Here is a 19,251-nt window from a genome sequence, read left to right as displayed (position 1 = left end):
AATAAAAACTATAAACAAGAATTTCTTAAAAATTATGATAATTGATATTAATTATAAATTTATTTTTTATATAGTATAATCTTCTAAAATTTAGTAAGTATATTTTTGGAGAAAAATGTGGAATTTCTAAAAGATTACATCGATTTAATTATCTTTTTAATTCTAGGAATTATGGCATTTATAGCTTTTTGGTGTGTTGTAGAAAGAATGCTATTTTTTAGAAAAATTAACTTTAAAAATTATGAGAATCAAGAGCAATTTGATGATGCGATTAGTGAAAATTTAACCACTATATATATCATCTATTCCAATGCCCCTTATATAGGACTTTTAGGCACTGTAATAGGCATCATGGTTACATTTTACGAAATGGGCTTAGCGGGCAATATAGATGTCAAATCTATAGTCGTAGGACTTTCTTTAGCTCTTAAAGCTACAGCCTTGGGACTTTTGGTTGCTATTCCTGCTTTAATGGCTTATAATGCCTTACTTAGAAAAGTTTCCCTCTTAAGCAATGCTTATAAGGCAAATAAAAATGCTTAAACTACCAAAAAATGAAGGTTTAAATATAGTTCCATTTATAGACATTATGCTTGTTTTGCTTGCTATAGTACTTAGTATTTCAACCTTTATTGCGCATGGAAAAATTCAAATCTCACTTCCTTCAAGTGAAAATGCTACCAATATAAGTAATAATGAAAAAAAACTTCTTATAACCATAGACGAAAAAAATACTTTTTATTTAAATGATAAATTAGCTGATTTAAATGAAGTTCAAAATGCTATTTTTTCACTTGATAAAAAAACCATAGTAGAACTAAAAAGCGATAAAAATGCTAAATTTGAAAGCTTTGTAAAAATTATAGATTTTTTAAAAGCCAAAGAACATGAAAATTTTCAAATTCTTACTGAGAAAAACAAATGAAAACTTTATTTTTAAATCATAAATACCAAGCTTCTTATATAACTTTTATAGTCTTTATACCTTTGCTTTTTGTCATTTTTCACTCAAATGACTTTTTTAAAATGGAAATTAAAAATGAAGATTCTTTTTCTTTAGCAATAAAACAGTTTACCCAAACTAATCCAACAAATGAGACTAAACCAACAGAATCCATTATAGAACCTATCAAACCAAAACCTCAGCCAAAAGTTATTAAAAAAACTCCTGAAAAAATGCAAAAAAAGATAAAAAAAACACCTTCACATCCAATACCAAATAAAATCCCAATAGCACCAACTCAAGAAGTTAAAACTTTTACAAAAACAACTGATACAAATGTCAAACCTAAAATCACCCAATTAACACAAGGAAAAGATAATCACCCTGTATTAAAAGAAATCCAAAAAGCTATACAACAAGCACAATTTTATCCAAGGCAAGCAAAAAAAATGCGTATGCAAGGAACTGTAAAAGTAGAATTTTTATGGAAAGAAAATAAAACTTTAACAGATTTAAAAATCATAGAAAGCTCAGGATATGATTTGTTAGATAAAAGTGCTTTAGAAAGCATAAAAAAAGCTTCTTTAAATTTTCCACACTATAACGGGGATTTAAGAATTACACTACCTATTATATATGATTTTAAAATCTTAAGAGGGTAAAATTATAATTTGCTACACTCTCTTATCTACAATTTGTGTTTCTTGATTTTCAATTTTATTTTGAAAATCTTTACTTAAATTCTGACTTAATTCTTGTAAAGATTTTTGCTTCAGTTTTTCAAATTCTTCAGGATTGCTAGCCTCAAGCTTTGCCTGCTCATCAGCACTTAAAGCACTTAAACCTTTTTCTTGGGCTTTTTGAAGTAAATCTTCGTCTTCTTTTTCTTTGATATTATTTTCCTTATCATCTTTTTTATTGATTTTTTGCGGATCTATGGTTTTCATAGCATTAGCTCCACCACCTGATGCTTCTTTAATGTCGCTTAAAATTTCTCTCATGCTAGGCTCTTTAACATCACTATCATCAACTTTACCATCTTTATTTACATCTTTATCAATAAAAAAATTTAATTTTTCTTCTATATTTGCATCATCAGATATTTTTTCATCGCTTGTTTTAAAGCCTAAATTTTGCATACTTTGTTGAAGGGTGCTTGTATTAAAATTTAATTTTACACTTTGTTGTTTGTTATTTAAATTTGAATTTAAAGAACCAAAATTATCTTTTACACTTTCAAACCAATTTGAAACAAATTGGTTTGCTTCGCCATTAAGCCTTATACTACCATCATTTCTAGCAACATAATTCGTATAAGAACTGAAATTTTTTTGTAAACTACTATAATTTTCATCGCTTAAATTTAAAGCTATAAGTTCACCTTGCTTATTTTCAAAAACAACCTTAACACCATCGCTATTTAAACTCGAAAGATCTTGCACGGGAATTTTATCTTGATCTTCTTTTTTTAATACGCTAAGCTCTTTTTTATCAACATTATTAGTTAAAGAATGAGTTAAACTAGTAGAAGTATCGATTTTCATTATTTATCCTTTTTTACATTTTGCAAATAAACCTAAACGACACATTTTTCTCTCATGTGAATTTTTTAAAGAATTACACTTTTTAAGTTCTTGCTCGTAGTTAGCACAAGAATTTGCAAAAGCAAAAGAACTCAAAATGCTTAAAACCAAAATTATTTTTAACATTTTCCAATCCTTATTTTAAAGATTTTTTAGTTAAAATTATACCTTTTATAATCGACAAAATCTTAAAAAATTTTATAATCTCAGAAAGGAATCAATGAAAGCATTAGCTCTTTTTAGCGGTGGGCTTGATAGTATGCTTGCAATGAAACTCATCACTGCACAAGGCATAGAAGTTAAAGCTCTAAATATCAACATAGGTTTTGGAAGCACAAGTGACAAAAGCGAAATCATGAAAAAGCGTGCGGCAATGGTAGGTGCAGATTTTGAAATGATAGATGTAAGAAATTCCTATCTTCAAGAAGTGCTTTTTAATCCACAATATGGCTATGGCAAACATTTTAATCCTTGTATAGATTGTCATGCTTTTATGTTTAAAACTGCTCTTGCTATGTTAAAAGAAGAAAATGCAAGCTTTATCATCACAGGAGAAGTTTTAGGACAACGCCCTATGAGTCAAAGAAGTGATGCGATGGCAAAGGTTAAAAAACTTGCTCTTGATGAAGAAGATTTAATCTTGCGTCCTATGTGTGCAAAAAACCTACCTCTAACCAAACCTGAAAGAGAAGGTTGGGTAGATAGAGAAAAACTCGAAGGTATTAGTGGAAGAAGTCGTAAAAGACAACTTGAACTTGCAGCTAAATTTGGCTTAGAAGACTTTGAAAGCCCAGGTGGAGGTTGTTTGCTAACTCTTGATAGTTTTGCTAAAAAAATTCGAGATTTCATAGAATTTGACAAAGATATGCAGGTTAATGACGCACAACTTTTAAAATATGGTCGTCATTTAAGATTACCCAATGGAGCTAAAATGATCATAGGTAGAAATGAACTTGAAAATACTCTTTTAAAAGGTTTAAAAACTCCTAAATATGAAGTAATAGAACTTGGAGATTTAATCGGAGCTTACTCTTTGGTAGATGAAAAAATTTCAGAAAAAGACTTAGAACTTGCCTTAAAAATAGCCCTTACCTATACTAAACACGAAGTAGGAAAAAGCCATGAACTTAAATTTAAAAATCAAGCTTATGCAAGTATAGCTTTTGAAAATAAGGCTGATATTAATCAATTTTTTATTAGTTAAAGTATAAAGTATTTAGCAAAACAAGCGATATAGTATTTGAATCTTTTCAAAATATTGCAATCAAGCCCATGAAAATGGGCTTTTTTATTTTAATCCATAAGCATTTTTTAAATTGTTTAAATTCGCACTCGCATTCAAAAGCAAACAATCAGCCAAAACCAAACGCACCATAGCACTAGCTACAACACTTCCTCTAACACCTACACAAGGATCATGCCTACCTTTGAGTTCAAATTCCAAATTATTGCCAAATTTATCTATACTTTCTTGCTTGGCAAAAATAGAAGGAGTAGGTTTAAAATAAGTTTTTAAAATAAGATTTTCTCCATTTGAAATTCCTCCTAAAATTCCTCCACTATGATTGCTTAAAAACTTGCCATCTTTTAAAGCATCATTATTACACGATCCGCGCATTTTGCTTGCATTAATACCTTCGCCTATTTCAACTGCTTTAACAGCATTAATTCCCATTAAAGCATGAGCTAATTTAGAGTCTAACTTATCATAAAGAACTTCTCCAAGTCCCACAAGCATACCACTAACTTTTGTAAAAACAGCAGCGCCTACACTATCTTTTGAATTTCTAGCATTTAAAATTTCATTTTTAAAGTCACTTTCTAGTTTTGGATCAAGGCAAAAAATTTCACTTTTCTTAGCAAATTCAAAATCAAATTCTTCTTCTTTCAAATTTGATACAAAAGTTCCTATTCCAAAAACACCACTTTGAACACAAATGCCAAATTCACACAAAAGCATCGCTGCAACTGCACCACCAGCCACTCTAGCAACACTTTCTCTAGCGCTTGATCTACCTCCACCCCTATGATCTCTTATGCCATATTTATAAAAATAAGCAAAATCCGCATGAGCAGGACGAAATAGATCTTTTAAATTATCATAATCCTTAGAATGAGCATTTTCATTAAAAACTACTATAGCTATAGGATGACCCGTTGTATATCCTTCAAAAACTCCACTTAAAACCTGAGCTTTATCGCTTTCTTTTCTTGGTGTTGCAAATTTACTTCCGCCTTTGCGTTTATCAAGCTCATTTTGTAAAAATTCTTCATCAAATTTAACTCCAGCAGGCACTCCATCAATAATACATCCAACAGCCACACCATGAGACTCACCAAAACTTGTAAATTTCAATCTCGTACCAAAGGTATTCACTATAAAGCTCCTAATTTCTCAAGTGCAATTTTTGCTGCCATTTGTTGTGCTTCTTTTTTGCTTCCCGCAATAGCTCTTGCAAGTTCTTTACCATCAAGCATTAAAGCGATTTCAAATTGCTTTAAATGATCAGGACCAAAAGCACGCACTGTTTCATACTGCGGAGTTTGTCCGATTTTTCCTTGTGTAATCTCTTGTAATTTTGTTTTATAATCTTTTATAAGAATTTTTGCATCAATTTGAGGGAAATTTTTTTCTATAAGCCTTAAAGCAATAGTTTTTGCAAACTCAAACCCAGCTTCTAAATGTATAGCACCTATAATGGCTTCTAACGCATCTGAAAGTATAGAAGGCTTTTCTTTTCCTCCATTGTTTTCCTCAGCAACACTCATAAAAATAAAATCGCCCAAATTTAAACTATTTGCAATTTTTGCAAAAGACTTTTCATTCACTAAAGCCGCTCTAAGCTTAGATAAATCTCCTTCGGCATCTTTGGCGAATTTATGAAAAAGGTATTCACCCACAACTAAATCAAGCACGGCATCACCTAAAAATTCCAAGCGTTCGTTGTTGTAAGATTTTTTAAAACTTTTATGGGTTAAAGCATGTATAAGAAGATTTTTATCTTTAAATTCATAAGTTAAACTCTGCTCTAGTTTTTCAATGTTTTTCATCATTTTCCCTTGCAATTTTCAAAGCAGCTTCACGCGCCAATGTATCACATCTTTCATTTTCCAAATGTCCATTATGTGCTTTTACCCAAAAAGCCTTAATCTTATGAGATTTTGCCACTTTAATATATTCCTTCCATAAATCTATATTTTTTTTACCTTTAAAATCCTTTTTTATCCATCCTTCTAGCCATTCATTAATACTTTGAACCATTAGGTTAGAATCTGTAAAAAGCGAAATTTCACAAGGCTCTTTTAAAGCCTTCAAAGATTCAATAATTGCCATTAGCTCCATTCTATTGTTAGTGGTATTAGCCTCAGCTCCAAAACCTTCCTTTTGATACTCCTTATAACGCAAAATATAAGCCCATCCGCCAAAACCTGGATTATTAAGACATGAACCGTCTGTATAAATTTCAATGTGTTTCATTGTTTTTCACTTCATAAATAATTGTACAAGTATTAAACTCATAACAAATAGGACAGTGATAAAAAAATAAAGGCATAACATTTTTACACTCAGAACAACGATATGAAAATTCTAACCCCGCATTAAAAGAATTATCTTTTAAAATTTTTAACATTTTAAAATTAGAATTTTTAAAAACAAACTGATGTGTATCATCATGCTTTGAAATTTTGCCCAAAGCATAAAAGAATTCTAAAAAATCTTGATTTTCTAAATTAAACGCTTCATTTTCTCTATAAAGCAAATCACAAATATCAAAAAAATTTTGCCCTAAAAACATATGATATTTTTCAAAAACTAAACGCCCTAACATAGGATTATCTTCTATTTTAAATTCTAAAAGTTTTTTCTTTTTTTCTTCATCAGTGATATTAAAAGTACAAAGTTCTAAAGCTTTGATAAAATCATGCTCTTTTTGTACATCTTCATTAAGCTCAAAAAGACATTCTAAAAGTTCTAAATTTTCTTTATAAGAACGAAGTTTTAAATAAACAATTTTTAAAAGTTTTAAGGCTTGTATATTTCTTGGACGCAGTTTTAAAACTTGTAATAAAACTTCTTTTGCACGCTCTAAAAATCCTGCTTTAAAATAAACTTTTGCCAAAGAAAGGAAAATAAATTCTCTTTCTTGTTTATCTTTACATTTTTCAAGAGCAATCAAATAAATTTGAGTTGCTTTTTCAAATTCTCCGCTTTTAGTAAAAATTTCGGCCAAAAAACTTAAATTTCCAAAACTCAAGCTACTATTTCTTAACAACTCTTTATGAGCGTTATCCATTTCAAATTTTTTTATAAATTTTTCAAGCTTTTGTTCTTCATCTTTGTTAGCAAATATTTTCCAAATATAATTTGCAACAGCTACAACAAATACTAAAATGGTTAAAATTATAAGCCCTACTAAAGGGTCTCTGTATTCTACAAAGAAAAAATCCATAGTCTCGCTCTAAAAATTTTATGCCAAATTATAGCCAAATCTTTGTATAATTTTAACAAGGTTTGTAAAATGATAACTAAAGAAAGTATAGAAAATTTATCCCAAAGACTTAATATTGTTGATGTTATAGAAAATTATATTGAAGTAAAAAAACAAGGCTCTAGTTTTGTATGTATCTGTCCTTTCCATGCAGATAAAAACCCGTCTATGCATATCAATCCTACCAAAGGTTTTTATCATTGTTTTGCTTGCAAGGCTGGTGGAGATGCTTTTAAATTTGTAATGGATTATGAAAAATTAAGTTTTGCCGATGCAGTTGAAAAAGTTGCAAGCCTTAGTAATTTTACTTTGAGCTATACAAAAGAAAAACAAGAAAATAAAAAAGAGCTAAAATCTATACTACCAAGCTTAAATGCGTATTTTAAAGATAATCTCAAACACCACAAAGAAGTTTTAACCTATCTTTACCAAAGAGCTTTAAATGACAAAGATATAGCCAAATTCGAATTAGGTTTTGCAGGAGCAAGTGAAGATAGTATAAGATTATTGCAAAATCAAAAAATTCCTTTAGAAGATGCTATGAGTGTTGGAGCTTTAAAAAAAGATGAAAATAATGAATTTTACGCAAGTTTTATATGGCGTATCACCTTTCCAATCTACGATCATAAAGACTTATTAGTAGGGTTTGGAGGGCGTACTTTAAATCCCAATGCACCGGCAAAATATGTAAATTCACCCCAAAATATACTTTTTGATAAAAGTAGAATTTTTTATGCTTTTAACATCGCTAAAGAAAATATAGCCAAAAAAAAAGAAATAATAGTATGTGAAGGCTACATGGATGCAATAGCTTTTCACAAAGCAGGGTTTAACAATGCTGTAGCAGTTCTTGGAACAGCATTAACCGAACATCATCTACCTTTAATCCGCCGTTATGATGCAAAAGTGATTTTATGTTTTGACAATGATGAAGCAGGATTAAAAGCTGCGACACGATCTGCATTTTTATTAAGCACAAACAAAATAGACGGTAAAGTGGCAATTTTACAAGGCGGAAAAGATCCCGCTGAGCTCGTAGCAAAAAATGAAAGCACAAAACTCCATAATATACTCGATGAAGGAATAGAGCTTGGTGAATTTTATATCAGACGCTTAATATCCACTCATTCCATAATTTCTGCTCTTGACAAACAAAAAGCTTTAGAAACTATACAAAAATTCACCTTTAATCTTGAACCTTTAGTGGCAAATTCTTACACTAGTCTAGTTTCAAATTTATTAAAAGTGGATGAAAAATTTATCGTCTTATCACAAAATTCAAAAAAAACCATACAAACCCCTTTAATTTCTCAAAATAAATACAATTTTCCTAAAGAAAAAATTCACATTGCAGAATTAGAACTTATAGCTTTTTTAAAACAGCATCCAGATATATGTAACGATTTTAAGCAAATTAGTGATAGTGTTTGTTTTAAGCATAAAATTTTATTGGATAAAATTTTAGAAAAAAAAGGTTATGAAGATAGTGATATTAGAGAATTTGAAAGTAAAAATATTCGAAAAAATTTAAACTATAGCGAATTCTTGTTAGGTATTTGCAAGGTTAATTTAGCTTTTTTAAACAATGTAAAAATTAAAAATTCTACACTCGCATTAAAAAAACAACTTTTTACGCTTATTGATAAAAATTTAAATCTTTTAATTAAAAATTTAAATACCGAAGAATTAAATAATTTTTTAAAAGAATATTTAAGCTTCTTAAAATATGAAAAAAACGAAGAAATTCTGCAACAATCATTTAGAAACTTAAATGGAATTTTTAGTAACAAAAACTTTACAGCTTATGATTTAGGATTTAGCGCACAAGATAATGACGAACCTTTTTAATTTATTTAAATTTCAAGCCTTAATTTACCTTTTTTTAAACACAATCACGCTAAAGTATATAAAAATTTTTAAGGATAAATTATGATGCCTTTTAGTGATGAAGAGCTTATAAATCCTGTTAAAGCAAGTTTAGAAAAGAGCTTGCCTATGCTTGAACGTGATGGCGGAGGGCTTGAATTTTTAGGGATTAAAAATGGGGTTGTTTATGTCCATTTAATAGGAGCTTGCAAAGGTTGTGCATCAAGTGGAACGACACTAAAATACGGTCTTGAAAGGCAACTTAAGATTGATATTCATCCAGAAATCACTATAATCAATTTAAACGGCGGAGCAGACGAATTTGCAAAATTATAAAAAACTTGGAATTGAACATTTTTACAAGAAAGATTTTAAAACTGCAAAAATGTATTTTTCTATGGCTTATGAAAAACGCAAAAATAAACGCTTGCTAAATTTTATCTGCCTTTGTGATCTTGCTTTAAAATCTCCTAAAGAAGCTTCTTTACTTTTTGATTTTTATATAGAACATTACAAAATCTCTAGCATTGATAAAGACTTAGAAGAAATTTTAAGTACGATTGAATTTAAAAAACAAGAAAACAAACAGGAAAACGAATTTGAAGATGGGCATGCGTTAAATTATCAAGATTTTTTAAAAAGCGAAGAAGAACTTGGTTTTCAAAAAAGTTTTGAAAATATCATTAACAGCACTAAGTTAGTTATTGATAATCGTGATGATTTTTTAGATTTTTTGGAAAAATTACTTGATAATGGCTATAAAGATATGACTTTAAATTATATAGAAAATGTTATGCCTCATTTTTGGGCAAATGATAGATTTATCAAACTCCAAGAAAAACTCATAGGATTTAAAAGTGAAATTAAAACTTGAAAATTCATTCATTACAGATAATACCTTAGAGTGTGAAAAAGAATGCTTTTTTTTACAAACCACACAAAATGCTAAATTTCACGCTCAAGCCTTAGAAAAAGGTGCAAAAATCATTGATGTAAATGAATGTAAAAAACTTTTAAAAATCGATGAAAAGATTCAAATCATAGGAATCACAGGAACCAATGGTAAAACCACAACCGCAGCAGCGATTTATTCTATCTTATTGGATTTAGGTTATAAATGCGGGCTTTGCGGGACAAGAGGAGCTTTTATCAACGATGAACAAATTGATGAAAAATCCTTAACCACCTCCCCTATTCTTAAAACCTTAGAGTACCTACAAATAGCCACTCAAAAAAAATGTGATTTTTTCATCATGGAAGTAAGCTCACACGCACTCGTTCAAAACCGTATCGAAGGCTTAAATTTTGCTGCTAAAATTTTTACCAATATCACTCAAGATCATTTAGATTTTCACGGTACTTTTGAAAATTACAAAGAAGCAAAAGAACTTTTTTTTACAGATGAGAGTTTAAAATTTATCAACAAAGATGCTTTGGCTATTAAATTTAATGTGCGTAACGCTTTTACTTACGGCATAGAAAATCCTGCTTTATATCAAATCAAAGCCTATTCTTTAGAAGAAGGCATTAGTGCTATTGTAACAAATAAAAATCAAACTTTTCACATAGACTCGCCCTTACTAGGACTTTTTAATCTTTACAATCTTCTAGTTGCTAGTGCTTGTGTGAATGAACTTGTAAAGCCTGATTTAAAAGATTTGGAAAAAGCTATCAGTGGATTTGGCGGAGTTTGTGGCAGGGTAGAACAAGTAGCAAAAGGTGTGATTGTGGATTTTGCTCATACGCCTGATGGCATTGAAAAAGTGCTTGACACTCTTAAAAATAAAAAACTCATCGTTGTTTTTGGAGCAGGTGGAGATAGAGATAAAACCAAACGCCCTTTAATGGGAAAAATCGTCGAACATTTTGCAAAAATTGCTATCATTACAAGTGATAATCCACGCAGCGAAGAACCAAAAACCATCATGGAAGAAATTTTATCAGGCTTTGCTAAAAAAGAAAAAGTTTTAACGATAGAAGATAGAAAAGAAGCCATAAAAAAAGCTTTAGAACTAAAAGAAAATGACGATTTAGTCGTTATTTTAGGCAAAGGTGATGAAACTACTCAAGAAATTAAAGGGATAAAATATCCTTTTAGTGATAAAGTAGTTGTTAATGAAATTTTAAAAAATCAAGGATAATCAATGTTTGAAAATATGGATTTTTCTAAAATGGGTGAACTTTTAAATCAAGTTCAAGAAAAAGCAAAAAATATAGAACTAGAACTTGCAAATCGTGAATTTAGCGCCAAAAGTGGAGCAGGACTTGTTAAAGTAAGCGCTAATGGAAAAGGCGAGATTATCGATGTTAGCATTGATGATTCTTTACTTGAAGATAAAGAGTCCTTGCAAATTTTACTTATTTCTGCGATTAATGATGTTTTAGCCATGGTTGCGCAAAATCGCTCAAGTATGGCGAATGATGTTTTAGGCGGTTTTGGAGGTATGAAATTATGAAAAAAATTTTAATTATTTGCATGCTTTTTACTTTGTCTTTTGGTATAGAAAGACCTAAATTTGAAGATTTTTTAGCAGGTTATGAAAGAAATAAGGCAAGCATGCTCAACTATGAAGGAATGCCAGCTTTTGCACTCAGTGAAAATTTACTTGCTGTGTTAAAACAGCCTAATACTAAGCTTAACAAATATGTAAAATACGATCCATTTTTAAATTTATATCTTGTAAGAACTGACTTTAGCCTAATCCCTACTCCTATGGGTGATGAAGAAAAACTTACTCGTAATGATTGGGTTGGAATTTGGGATCCTAATAAACCTTATATAGGGCATATTAAGTATTTAGCTCAAAATATTGATGAAAAAGATCAACTTGATTTTAATTCTAAAATAGGACTTTTAGGGACTCCATGCTGTGAAATGATGGGGATTGCTTTAAATAATAGCTCTTTTATAGGCAATCGCTATTTAAAACATTTTATGAAATATAACGATGTTTATTGGGGGGATATTGGCGTTGATTTTGTTGTTCGAGAAAATAAAATTTATGTTAACAATGTAAGAAAAAATCCACAATTTTTAATCAACGATCAAGTTATAAGTGTTGATGGCTTACCCGCCAATGATTTAAGAAAACTCAATGAAAAAATTCTTTTTGCAGATCGCGGAAGCACTCTTTATTTTCAAGTATTGCGTGATAATATGGATTTAAATATTTCTACTGAAGTTTTTGCAAAAGATTTAAGCAAATTTAACCTTCCTGATTCTAAACCAAAACCAAAAATTACAAATTTCACAAGCAATCTTGGTTTAACGGTTAATACTAGTCTTGTTGTAACCAAAATAGATCCAAAATCAAAAGCATCAAATGCAGGATTTATGGTAGGAGATAAAATTTTACGCGTTAATAATATTATTTTAAATAATTTTAAAGAATTACAAAATATTTTAAGTGCTGGTAATGACTTTAGCATCTTAATTGAACGCAAAAGTACTAAATTACCTTTATCAAATTTCAACAATGAACTAGGCGGAAATGCCAACTCAGGTGGCGATGGTAAATTTCAATTTTTCATAAGGCTTACTAAGTGAATTTAAAAGAACTTTTTATCCATCACTTAGAAAAAAATCTACCTAAAGTTGAAAGCTTTCATCCTTTTTTTAATGAAGCTTTAGCCCTTATGCTAAAAGCGGGAGGAAAGCATTTTCGCGCACAATTGCTTTTAAGCGTAGTACAAAGCAATAAACCTGAACTTTTAAATCAAGCTTTAGATGTGGCTTTAGCTTTGGAATTTATCCATACTTATTCACTCATACACGATGATTTACCCGCTATGGATAATGCGGATTTTAGACGAGGAATTCCAACCTTACACAAAAGCTACGATGAAACTACAGCCATCTTAGTTGGCGATGCTTTAAATACTGAAGCTTTTTTAGTTCTAAGTCATGCTCATTTAAAAGATGAAATCAAAATCAAACTCATCAAAACCCTTGCCTTTAATGCAGGACTTAATGGAATGGTTATAGGACAAGCTATTGATTGTTTTTTTGAAGACAAAAGACTGAGTTTAAATGAACTTGAGTTTTTACACACACATAAAACCGCAAAATTGATCGCTGCAGCTTTAAAAATGGGTTGTGAAATTTGCGAACTTAACAACGAAGAAAGCAATCAAATTTACAAACTTGGTTTAAAACTAGGACTGATTTTTCAAATCAATGATGATATTATCGATGTAACTACAAGTCAAGAACAAAGCGGAAAGCCTACTAATAACGATATTCATAAAAATTCTTTTGTCAATTTGCTTGGACTTGAACAAGCCATAAAAACAAAAGAAAATCTTCTTAGTGAATGCGAACAAGATTTAGAAAAACTTAATGAAAAACTCGCACAAATGATACAAAATTTAATAATTCAATACTTATAAAGGCAAAAAATGGACATTCAAATTTTACAAGAACAGGCAAATACTCTAAGATTTTTAAGTGCCGATATGGTGCAAAAAGCAAACTCAGGACACCCAGGTGCACCTTTGGGCTTAGCAGATATTTTAAGTGTTTTAAGTTATCATTTAAAACACAATCCCAAAAATCCAACTTGGCTAAACCGTGATAGACTTGTATTTTCAGGTGGACATGCAAGTGCTTTACTTTATAGTTTTTTACATTTAAGTGGCTATGATTTAAGCCTAGAAGATCTTAAAAATTTCCGCCAACTTCATTCTAAAACCCCAGGACACCCTGAAATTTCAACTCTTGGAGTAGAGATTGCTACAGGCCCTTTAGGACAAGGCGTTGCCAATGCTGTAGGCTTTGCTATGGCGGCAAAAAAAGCACAAAATTTACTAGGTAGTGATTTAATCGATCATAAAATTTATTGTCTTTGCGGAGATGGAGATTTGCAAGAAGGCATTTCTTATGAAGCTTGTTCTTTAGCAGGACTTCACAAGCTTGATAATTTCATACTTATTTACGATAGCAACAATATCTCCATAGAAGGCGATGTAGGTTTAGCCTTTAACGAAAATGTAAAAATGCGTTTTGAAGCACAAGGATTTGAAGTTTTAAGTATAAATGGACACAATTACGAAGAAATCAATAAAGCCTTAGAACAAGCTAAAAAATCCACAAAACCTTGTCTTATCATCGCAAAAACAACTATAGCAAAGGGTGCAGGAGAGCTTGAAGGCAGTCATAAAAGCCATGGTGCACCTTTGGGCGAAGAAGTGATTAAAAAAGCCAAAGCACAAGCAGGTTTTGATCCAAATATCAGTTTTCATATCCCACAAGCAAGCAAAATCCGCTTTGAAAGTGCTGTAGAACTTGGGGATTTAGAAGAAGCAAAATGGAAAGATAAGCTTGAAAAAAGTGGTAAAAAAGAACTTTTAGAAAGGTTATTAAATCCTGATTTTAGCAAGATAGCTTATCCTGATTTTAAAGGAAAAGATCTTGCTACAAGAGATAGCAATGGTGAAATTTTAAATATTTTAGCTAAAAATTTAGAAGGATTTTTAGGTGGAAGTGCGGATTTAGGCCCTTCAAATAAAACAGAACTTCACGGCATGGGAGACTTTGTAGAAGGTAAAAATATCCATTTTGGTATCAGAGAACACGCTATGGCAGCGATTAACAATGCTTTTGCAAGATATGGAATTTTCTTACCATTTTCGGCAACTTTTTTCATCTTTAGCGAGTACTTAAAACCTGCTGCAAGAATAGCGGCTCTAATGAAAATCAAACATTTTTTCATTTTCACACACGATAGCATAGGTGTGGGCGAAGATGGACCAACACACCAACCTATAGAACAACTTAGCACTTTTAGGGCTATGCCAAATTTTTTAACCTTTAGACCTGCTGATGGAGTGGAAAATGTCAAAGCTTGGCAAATAGCCCTAAATGCAGGTATTCCAAGTGCTTTTGTGCTTTCACGCCAAAAACTCAAAGCTCTAAATGAACCCGTTTTTGGAGATGTAAAAAACGGAGCATATTTACTTGAAGAAAGCAAAGATGCTAAATTTACACTTTTAGCGAGCGGAAGCGAAGTTTGGCTTTGTCTAGAAAGTGCAAACGAACTTGAAAAACAAGGTTTTGCTTGTAATGTTGTTTCCATGCCTTGTTTTGAACTTTTTGAAAAACAAGATAAAGCTTATCAAGAAAGATTGTTAAAAGGTGAAGTTATAGGTGTTGAAGCAGCACATTCTAATGAACTTTATAAATTTTGCCATAAAGTGTATGGCATAGAAAGTTTTGGAGAAAGTGGCAAAGACAAAGATGTGTTTGAACACTTTGGCTTTAGCGTTTCAAAGCTTGTAAATTTTATCCTTAGCAAATAAAATGAATACAAATTTCAAATTTCAAAATAACACTCTTTTTATCTTTGGAATTTGGGATAAAACAAGTATTTATAAGTTAAAAATAAAAGATTTTTTAGCTTTGATTCAAAGCAAGGAAGTGATTTTTGATTTTAAAGATCTAAAAGCAATCGATACCGCTGGAGTGAGATTTTTCCTTGCTTTGGAAAATGACCTTAAAGATAAAAATATTAAAATCACCAAAGAAGGCTTAAATTCACGCTTTCAAACCCTTTTTGAACTTTGTGAAAAAAACTACCAAAGATTAAGCAAAACAAAAAAATCACATAAAAATTTCAGTGAATACTTTATCGATCTTGGAAAATTAAGTTTAGAACTTTTAAAAATTTTAAGAAAATTCATCAATTTCACAGGAGCTTTTTTCACAAGTCTTTTTTTATGCCTTAAAAATCCTAAAAATTTTCGCTTTATTGCTTTTTTATATCATATAGAAAATTCTGCTTTTAAAGCCTTGCCTATAGTTATTTTAACTGCTCTTTTAGTAGGAGTGGTTTTAGCCTATCAGGCCGCTTATCAACTCGCACAATTTGGAGCCAATATTTTCATAGTGGATTTGATGGGAATTTCAGCCACTAGAGAACTTGCACCTTTAATCGCTGCCATAGTGATCGCAGGAAGAAGTGCAAGCTCTTATACCGCACAAATTGGAGTGATGAAAATCACTGATGAAATTGCAGCTATGAATACTATGGGTTTTCGTTCTTTTGAATTTATTATTATTCCACGTGTTATGGCTTTGGTAGTGGCTATGCCTTTAATCGTTGCCATTAGCGATGCAATCAGTATTATAGGTGGAATGATGGTTGCAAAATTAAATCTTGATATTTCAATTGCCGAATTTTTAAGACGCTTTAGAGAAGCTGTAGATATAAAACATATCTTTATAGGACTTGTAAAAGCACCTATTTTTGGATTTTTAATAGGGCTTATTGCTTGTTTTCGTGGTTTTGAGGTAAAAAACACTACACAAAGCATAGGAATTTATACCACAAAAAGCGTTGTAAATGCTATTTTTTGGGTGATAGCTTTTGATGCTTTATTCTCTGTTATTCTAACTTCTGCAGGAATTTAAATGGTTATTAAAGCACAAAATATCATTACAAAATTTGGAGAAAAAATCGTCCATGATGGCGTAAGTTTTGAAATCAAAAAAAACGAAATTTTTGGTATTTTAGGAGGTAGTGGAAGTGGAAAATCCGTCCTTTTAAAACAAATGCTTATGCTTGAACATTTTGATGGTGGAGAATATGAAATTTTAGGCTATAAACTTAAAAATATCAACGAAGAAGATGCACTTGCTTTGCGTAAAAAATGGGGTGTGGTTTTTCAGTTTGCTGCACTTTTTAGCTTTTTTAATGTTTATGAAAATATAGCCATTCCTTTAAAAGAATACACTCATTTAGATGAAAATAGCATACAAGAACTGGTTTTAATGAAGCTAAAAATGGTAGGTTTAAACGAAAGTGTTTTAAAACAATTTCCAAGCGAACTTAGTGGTGGTATGCAAAAAAGAGTGGCAATTGCTAGAGCTTTAGCACTTGATAGTAAGTTACTTTTTTTAGATGAACCTACCTCAGGACTTGACCCTCATAGTAGTCGCGAATTTGACGATTTGGTTTTAGAATTAAAAAAAAGTTTTGATTTAAATATCATTTTGGTTACACATGATAAAGAAAGTATGAAAAATTTACTCGATCGCTTTATCATTTTAGAAAATAAAAAAGTTGGATTTTGCGGTACTTATGAAGAATTACGCCTGCAAAATGAACGACTTTTTAAAAGATTTATGGAGTAAAAGTGGAAAATAGAGCAAATTATTTTTTTGTAGGACTTTTTGTTTTTGGAGTGTTTTTTGCAAGTCTTGGTTTCATACTTTGGCTTGGTGGATACTCTAAAGAAGAAAGTTTTAAGTATTATGAAATTCACACGCAAGAATCCGTTGCAGGACTTGGCATAAAAGCACCCGTAAGGCTTTTGGGCGTGGAAGTAGGTAGCGTAGAAGAAATCAGCATTTACAATCAAGATGAACTCGGCGTTAACATACGCATTAAGGTCAAAAACAATACCCCTATAAAAGAAGACACCTTTGCTACTTTGCAACTTCAAGGTATCACAGGGCTTAAATTTGTCCAACTTCAAGGCGGAAGCAAAAATAGCAAAGATTTAGTATCTATACAGGGAAAACTTCCAGTCATTCCTTTTAAAGAAAGTTTTTTAGCAACCATAGACAGACAAAGTGAACATATTTTTTCTTTGGTTAAAACGGCCGATGATAAATCAAAAGAACTTTTAAGCGAAAAAAATCTTAAAAATCTAGAAATCTTTTTGCAAAATCTAGCAGAATTAAGTGCAAATTTAAATGCTAATTCTAAAAATTTAAGCCTTAATCTTTCAAACACAAGTTTAAAAATAGGAAAAATGGCTGATAATATAAGCCTTAGTGCGCAAAATTTCAACTCCAGTCTTAAAGACATAAAAGAAAGCACGATGATTTTAAAAAATTTCATAAAAAAAGCTGATGAAAAATTAAACACTTATGATGATATTAAAGCATCTTTGATGCAAAATTTAGAGCTTTTTAAACGAATTTTAATTGAAAGCAATATTCTAATAGAAAATTTACAAAACAGCCCTGCTGATTTGATTTTTAAAGAAACTAAACCTAAACTAGGACCAGGAGAAAAATAATGCTAAAGCAATTATTCTATATTTTGACTTTTATTTTTATATTATGCGGATGCTCTTTAAGACACGAAACCATCAATAAAAATGAAAATATCATATTAAAAGATGAAGGAATAGACTCAAATATTTTTTTTAAAAAAACCGGTAAAATTCTTAAAATTCGCAATGCAAATGCACCTTGGTATTTAAACTCGCGAGCTATTGTTTATATAGATAATGGTTTTAGCAACAAATACGCACATTATTTCTGGGGAGACTTACCAAGCAATCTTTATTCTTTTTTAATTTTATCAAAATTTGAACAAAGCAATATTTTTACAACCTTACTTTCTTCAACAAGCTCTTTAAATGCGGATTATGCCCTTGAAAGCAGGATTAACTCTTTTGAACAAATTCTTAACAACAATGAAAACTACGCTCAAATTTCTATAAGCGTAAATTTCATAAATCTTGAAAACAATCAAATAATAGCTCATAAAATTTTCAATACTAAAGAAAAAATAGAAAAAAAAGATATCCGCTCTACTTATAATGCTTTTCAAAAAGCCTTAAATAAAATTGGAAATGAGATTGTTTTTTGGGTAAATTCTAATTTATCCTAATTTAGGAACACTTTTTGCTTTTTAAATATTTAGCAATATTTTTGAAAGGTAAACAATGAAAAGTGATTTAGATATATTTAAAAAACACTTAGGCGAAATTCAAAGCGTGAATGAATTTAAAGCAAATCAAATTTGCTCTCAAATCAATGATGCAAATGATTTTATAGGAGCACTTCAAGTACTTGATATGTCTTTAAAAAAAATAGAAAAAAGCATTCTAGAAAGAATAGATGAAAATTCAGATGATATGCAAAAAAGAACTCTTGATGCCACAGCATCACAACTTATACAAAACTGCTCTTTCATGGGAATAGCCCTTTTTGGAAATATTTTCAATGTTTATGTTGGTAAAAAACTTTTTGAATTTGAAATTGCTAATCCACTTTTAATTCTTCAAACAAGTAATTACGAAGGTGTATTAGCCTATATACAAGATAAAAGAGATGAAATAAAAATCATTCTATCAGAGTTAGCAACCGCAATCACCATGGGCGAAACTGTGGATAATGCTGGAATTTATAACTCTACAATGGATTTTAAAAATTTATTTAAATAAGAATAGTAATCATTTGTTCTCTTTAAGCAAATATAATATATTTTAGCTTAAAGAGATTTTCCAAACTCTAAAAGAGAGTTAGGCTACGAATAAAAAGGGGGAGGGAAATAGCCTAACCCAAACGAGATCTTAAAAGATCTCTTTAAACTAAAATAAATATTTAGATAATTTAATAAAAATTATTAAATTA

23 protein-coding genes are annotated in these 19,251 nt (G+C 30.4%); 17 read left to right on the top strand and 6 right to left on the bottom strand.

The features are described from left to right. Positions 1 to 117 precede the first annotated feature (117 nt). Genes exbB through AJ885_RS03985 form a run of 3 tightly spaced genes read left to right on the top strand, consistent with a single transcriptional unit; the run spans position 118 to position 1,605 of the window. Entirely contained in the window at positions 118 to 543 is a 426-nt protein-coding gene (gene exbB / locus AJ885_RS03995) for a TonB-system energizer ExbB (protein ID WP_002851166.1), read from the top strand. After that, a complete protein-coding gene (exbD, locus tag AJ885_RS03990; protein WP_002851470.1) occupies positions 536 to 925 on the top strand; it encodes a TonB system transport protein ExbD in 390 nt (129 codons plus the stop codon). Before exbB ends, exbD begins: the two co-directional genes overlap by 8 nt. After that, positions 922 to 1,605, top strand: a complete 684-nt coding sequence (locus AJ885_RS03985; RefSeq protein ID WP_002862271.1) for an energy transducer TonB — start codon at positions 922 to 924, stop codon at positions 1,603 to 1,605. The genes exbD and AJ885_RS03985 overlap by 4 nt, the downstream gene beginning before the upstream one ends. Positions 1,606 to 1,617: 12 nt before the next feature. Here the strand turns inward: AJ885_RS03985 and AJ885_RS03980 are convergent, their stop codons facing one another. Then, positions 1,618 to 2,487 carry a hypothetical protein gene (locus AJ885_RS03980; protein WP_002862272.1) on the bottom strand — a complete coding sequence of 290 codons (870 nt, stop codon included), beginning with the start codon at positions 2,485 to 2,487 and terminating at the stop codon, positions 1,618 to 1,620. Between the two features lie 3 nt (positions 2,488 to 2,490). Further along, entirely contained in the window at positions 2,491 to 2,652 is a 162-nt protein-coding gene (locus AJ885_RS03975; RefSeq protein WP_002778908.1) for a hypothetical protein, read from the bottom strand. Between the two features lie 94 nt (positions 2,653 to 2,746). Between AJ885_RS03975 and AJ885_RS03970 the strand changes: the two genes are divergently transcribed. Then, a complete protein-coding gene (locus AJ885_RS03970; RefSeq protein ID WP_070280769.1) occupies positions 2,747 to 3,730 on the top strand; it encodes an MnmA/TRMU family protein in 984 nt (327 codons plus the stop codon). 84 nt (positions 3,731 to 3,814) lie between these two features. On the opposite strand, the gene aroC is transcribed toward AJ885_RS03970, so the two are convergent. From aroC to AJ885_RS03950, 4 genes are read right to left on the bottom strand one after another with little or no spacing between them, the layout of a single operon-like run. Next, positions 3,815 to 4,903: a chorismate synthase gene (gene aroC, locus AJ885_RS03965; protein WP_002862274.1), complete on the bottom strand. Its 1,089-nt coding sequence runs from the start codon at positions 4,901 to 4,903 to the stop codon at positions 3,815 to 3,817. Further along, a complete protein-coding gene (gene rnc, locus AJ885_RS03960; protein ID WP_002862275.1) occupies positions 4,903 to 5,577 on the bottom strand; it encodes a ribonuclease III in 675 nt (224 codons plus the stop codon). The genes aroC and rnc overlap by 1 nt, the downstream gene beginning before the upstream one ends. Beyond that, the gene (gene rnhA / locus AJ885_RS03955; RefSeq protein WP_002851277.1) at positions 5,564 to 6,004 is read right to left on the bottom strand and encodes a ribonuclease HI; all 441 of its coding nucleotides are present in this window, start codon (positions 6,002 to 6,004) and stop codon (positions 5,564 to 5,566) included. Before rnhA ends, rnc begins: the two co-directional genes overlap by 14 nt. Further along, positions 5,991 to 6,977 (bottom strand): hypothetical protein, encoded by a 987-nt coding sequence (locus AJ885_RS03950; protein WP_044779894.1) that lies wholly within the window; start codon positions 6,975 to 6,977, stop codon positions 5,991 to 5,993. The genes rnhA and AJ885_RS03950 overlap by 14 nt, the downstream gene beginning before the upstream one ends. A gap of 69 nt (positions 6,978 to 7,046) precedes the next feature. Here AJ885_RS03950 and dnaG point away from each other — a divergent pair, with 69 nt between their 5' ends. From dnaG to AJ885_RS03885, 13 genes are all read left to right on the top strand, one after another. Further along, positions 7,047 to 8,864 (top strand): DNA primase, encoded by a 1,818-nt coding sequence (gene dnaG, locus AJ885_RS03945; RefSeq protein WP_070274060.1) that lies wholly within the window; start codon positions 7,047 to 7,049, stop codon positions 8,862 to 8,864. Positions 8,865 to 8,945: 81 nt separating this feature from the next. Further along, positions 8,946 to 9,218 (top strand): NifU family protein, encoded by a 273-nt coding sequence (locus tag AJ885_RS03940; RefSeq protein WP_002866611.1) that lies wholly within the window; start codon positions 8,946 to 8,948, stop codon positions 9,216 to 9,218. Continuing rightward, positions 9,205 to 9,756, top strand: coding sequence for a hypothetical protein (locus tag AJ885_RS03935; protein WP_002855727.1), 552 nt, complete (start codon positions 9,205 to 9,207; stop codon positions 9,754 to 9,756). Before AJ885_RS03940 ends, AJ885_RS03935 begins: the two co-directional genes overlap by 14 nt. Then, positions 9,740 to 11,023, top strand: a complete 1,284-nt coding sequence (locus AJ885_RS03930) for a UDP-N-acetylmuramoyl-L-alanyl-D-glutamate--2,6-diaminopimelate ligase (protein ID WP_002862278.1) — start codon at positions 9,740 to 9,742, stop codon at positions 11,021 to 11,023. Before AJ885_RS03935 ends, AJ885_RS03930 begins: the two co-directional genes overlap by 17 nt. Before the next feature lie 3 nt (positions 11,024 to 11,026). Next, complete coding sequence (locus AJ885_RS03925; RefSeq protein ID WP_002851172.1) at positions 11,027 to 11,338, top strand: YbaB/EbfC family nucleoid-associated protein; 312 nt, start codon at positions 11,027 to 11,029, stop codon at positions 11,336 to 11,338. Beyond that, the gene (locus tag AJ885_RS03920) at positions 11,335 to 12,429 is read left to right on the top strand and encodes a PDZ domain-containing protein (RefSeq protein WP_002862279.1); all 1,095 of its coding nucleotides are present in this window, start codon (positions 11,335 to 11,337) and stop codon (positions 12,427 to 12,429) included. Before AJ885_RS03925 ends, AJ885_RS03920 begins: the two co-directional genes overlap by 4 nt. Then, positions 12,426 to 13,271 carry a polyprenyl synthetase family protein gene (locus AJ885_RS03915; RefSeq protein WP_002883129.1) on the top strand — a complete coding sequence of 282 codons (846 nt, stop codon included), beginning with the start codon at positions 12,426 to 12,428 and terminating at the stop codon, positions 13,269 to 13,271. The genes AJ885_RS03920 and AJ885_RS03915 overlap by 4 nt, the downstream gene beginning before the upstream one ends. Before the next feature lie 9 nt (positions 13,272 to 13,280). Next, the gene (tkt, locus tag AJ885_RS03910; RefSeq protein ID WP_044779896.1) at positions 13,281 to 15,179 is read left to right on the top strand and encodes a transketolase; all 1,899 of its coding nucleotides are present in this window, start codon (positions 13,281 to 13,283) and stop codon (positions 15,177 to 15,179) included. A gap of 1 nt (position 15,180) precedes the next feature. After that, a complete protein-coding gene (locus AJ885_RS03905; RefSeq protein ID WP_070274059.1) occupies positions 15,181 to 16,290 on the top strand; it encodes an ABC transporter permease in 1,110 nt (369 codons plus the stop codon). Then, positions 16,291 to 17,013, top strand: coding sequence for an ABC transporter ATP-binding protein (locus AJ885_RS03900; RefSeq protein ID WP_002862283.1), 723 nt, complete (start codon positions 16,291 to 16,293; stop codon positions 17,011 to 17,013). It begins immediately after the preceding gene. A gap of 2 nt (positions 17,014 to 17,015) precedes the next feature. Next, positions 17,016 to 17,906, top strand: coding sequence for an MlaD family protein (locus AJ885_RS03895; protein WP_002862284.1), 891 nt, complete (start codon positions 17,016 to 17,018; stop codon positions 17,904 to 17,906). After that, positions 17,906 to 18,505 carry an ABC-type transport auxiliary lipoprotein family protein gene (locus AJ885_RS03890; RefSeq protein ID WP_002862285.1) on the top strand — a complete coding sequence of 200 codons (600 nt, stop codon included), beginning with the start codon at positions 17,906 to 17,908 and terminating at the stop codon, positions 18,503 to 18,505. Before AJ885_RS03895 ends, AJ885_RS03890 begins: the two co-directional genes overlap by 1 nt. Before the next feature lie 55 nt (positions 18,506 to 18,560). Next, complete coding sequence (locus AJ885_RS03885) at positions 18,561 to 19,061, top strand: flagellar FLiS export co-chaperone (protein ID WP_070209901.1); 501 nt, start codon at positions 18,561 to 18,563, stop codon at positions 19,059 to 19,061. Positions 19,062 to 19,251: the final 190 nt, after the last annotated feature.

Source organism: Campylobacter sp. BCW_6464, assembly GCF_001762775.1.
Classification (GTDB): domain Bacteria; phylum Campylobacterota; class Campylobacteria; order Campylobacterales; family Campylobacteraceae; genus Campylobacter_D; species Campylobacter_D jejuni.
This window is presented reverse-complemented; position numbering and strand designations above follow the sequence as displayed.

Bases quoted from the DNA above. Each gene is read 5' to 3' on its own strand.
- exbD (WP_002851470.1), top strand. From the start codon at position 536: ATGCTTAAACTACCAAAAAATGAAGGTTTAAATATAGTTCCATTTATA.
- AJ885_RS03985 (WP_002862271.1), top strand. From the start codon at position 922: ATGAAAACTTTATTTTTAAATCATAAATACCAAGCTTCTTATATAACT.
- AJ885_RS03980 (WP_002862272.1), bottom strand. From the start codon at position 2,487: ATGAAAATCGATACTTCTACTAGTTTAACTCATTCTTTAACTAATAAT.
- AJ885_RS03975 (WP_002778908.1), bottom strand. From the start codon at position 2,652: ATGTTAAAAATAATTTTGGTTTTAAGCATTTTGAGTTCTTTTGCTTTT.
- AJ885_RS03970 (WP_070280769.1), top strand. From the start codon at position 2,747: ATGAAAGCATTAGCTCTTTTTAGCGGTGGGCTTGATAGTATGCTTGCA.
- rnc (WP_002862275.1), bottom strand. From the start codon at position 5,577: ATGAAAAACATTGAAAAACTAGAGCAGAGTTTAACTTATGAATTTAAA.
- rnhA (WP_002851277.1), bottom strand. From the start codon at position 6,004: ATGAAACACATTGAAATTTATACAGACGGTTCATGTCTTAATAATCCA.
- AJ885_RS03950 (WP_044779894.1), bottom strand. From the start codon at position 6,977: ATGGATTTTTTCTTTGTAGAATACAGAGACCCTTTAGTAGGGCTTATA.
- dnaG (WP_070274060.1), top strand. From the start codon at position 7,047: ATGATAACTAAAGAAAGTATAGAAAATTTATCCCAAAGACTTAATATT.
- AJ885_RS03940 (WP_002866611.1), top strand. From the start codon at position 8,946: ATGATGCCTTTTAGTGATGAAGAGCTTATAAATCCTGTTAAAGCAAGT.
- AJ885_RS03925 (WP_002851172.1), top strand. From the start codon at position 11,027: ATGTTTGAAAATATGGATTTTTCTAAAATGGGTGAACTTTTAAATCAA.
- AJ885_RS03920 (WP_002862279.1), top strand. From the start codon at position 11,335: ATGAAAAAAATTTTAATTATTTGCATGCTTTTTACTTTGTCTTTTGGT.
- tkt (WP_044779896.1), top strand. From the start codon at position 13,281: ATGGACATTCAAATTTTACAAGAACAGGCAAATACTCTAAGATTTTTA.
- AJ885_RS03905 (WP_070274059.1), top strand. From the start codon at position 15,181: ATGAATACAAATTTCAAATTTCAAAATAACACTCTTTTTATCTTTGGA.
- AJ885_RS03900 (WP_002862283.1), top strand. From the start codon at position 16,291: ATGGTTATTAAAGCACAAAATATCATTACAAAATTTGGAGAAAAAATC.
- AJ885_RS03890 (WP_002862285.1), top strand. From the start codon at position 17,906: ATGCTAAAGCAATTATTCTATATTTTGACTTTTATTTTTATATTATGC.
- AJ885_RS03885 (WP_070209901.1), top strand. From the start codon at position 18,561: ATGAAAAGTGATTTAGATATATTTAAAAAACACTTAGGCGAAATTCAA.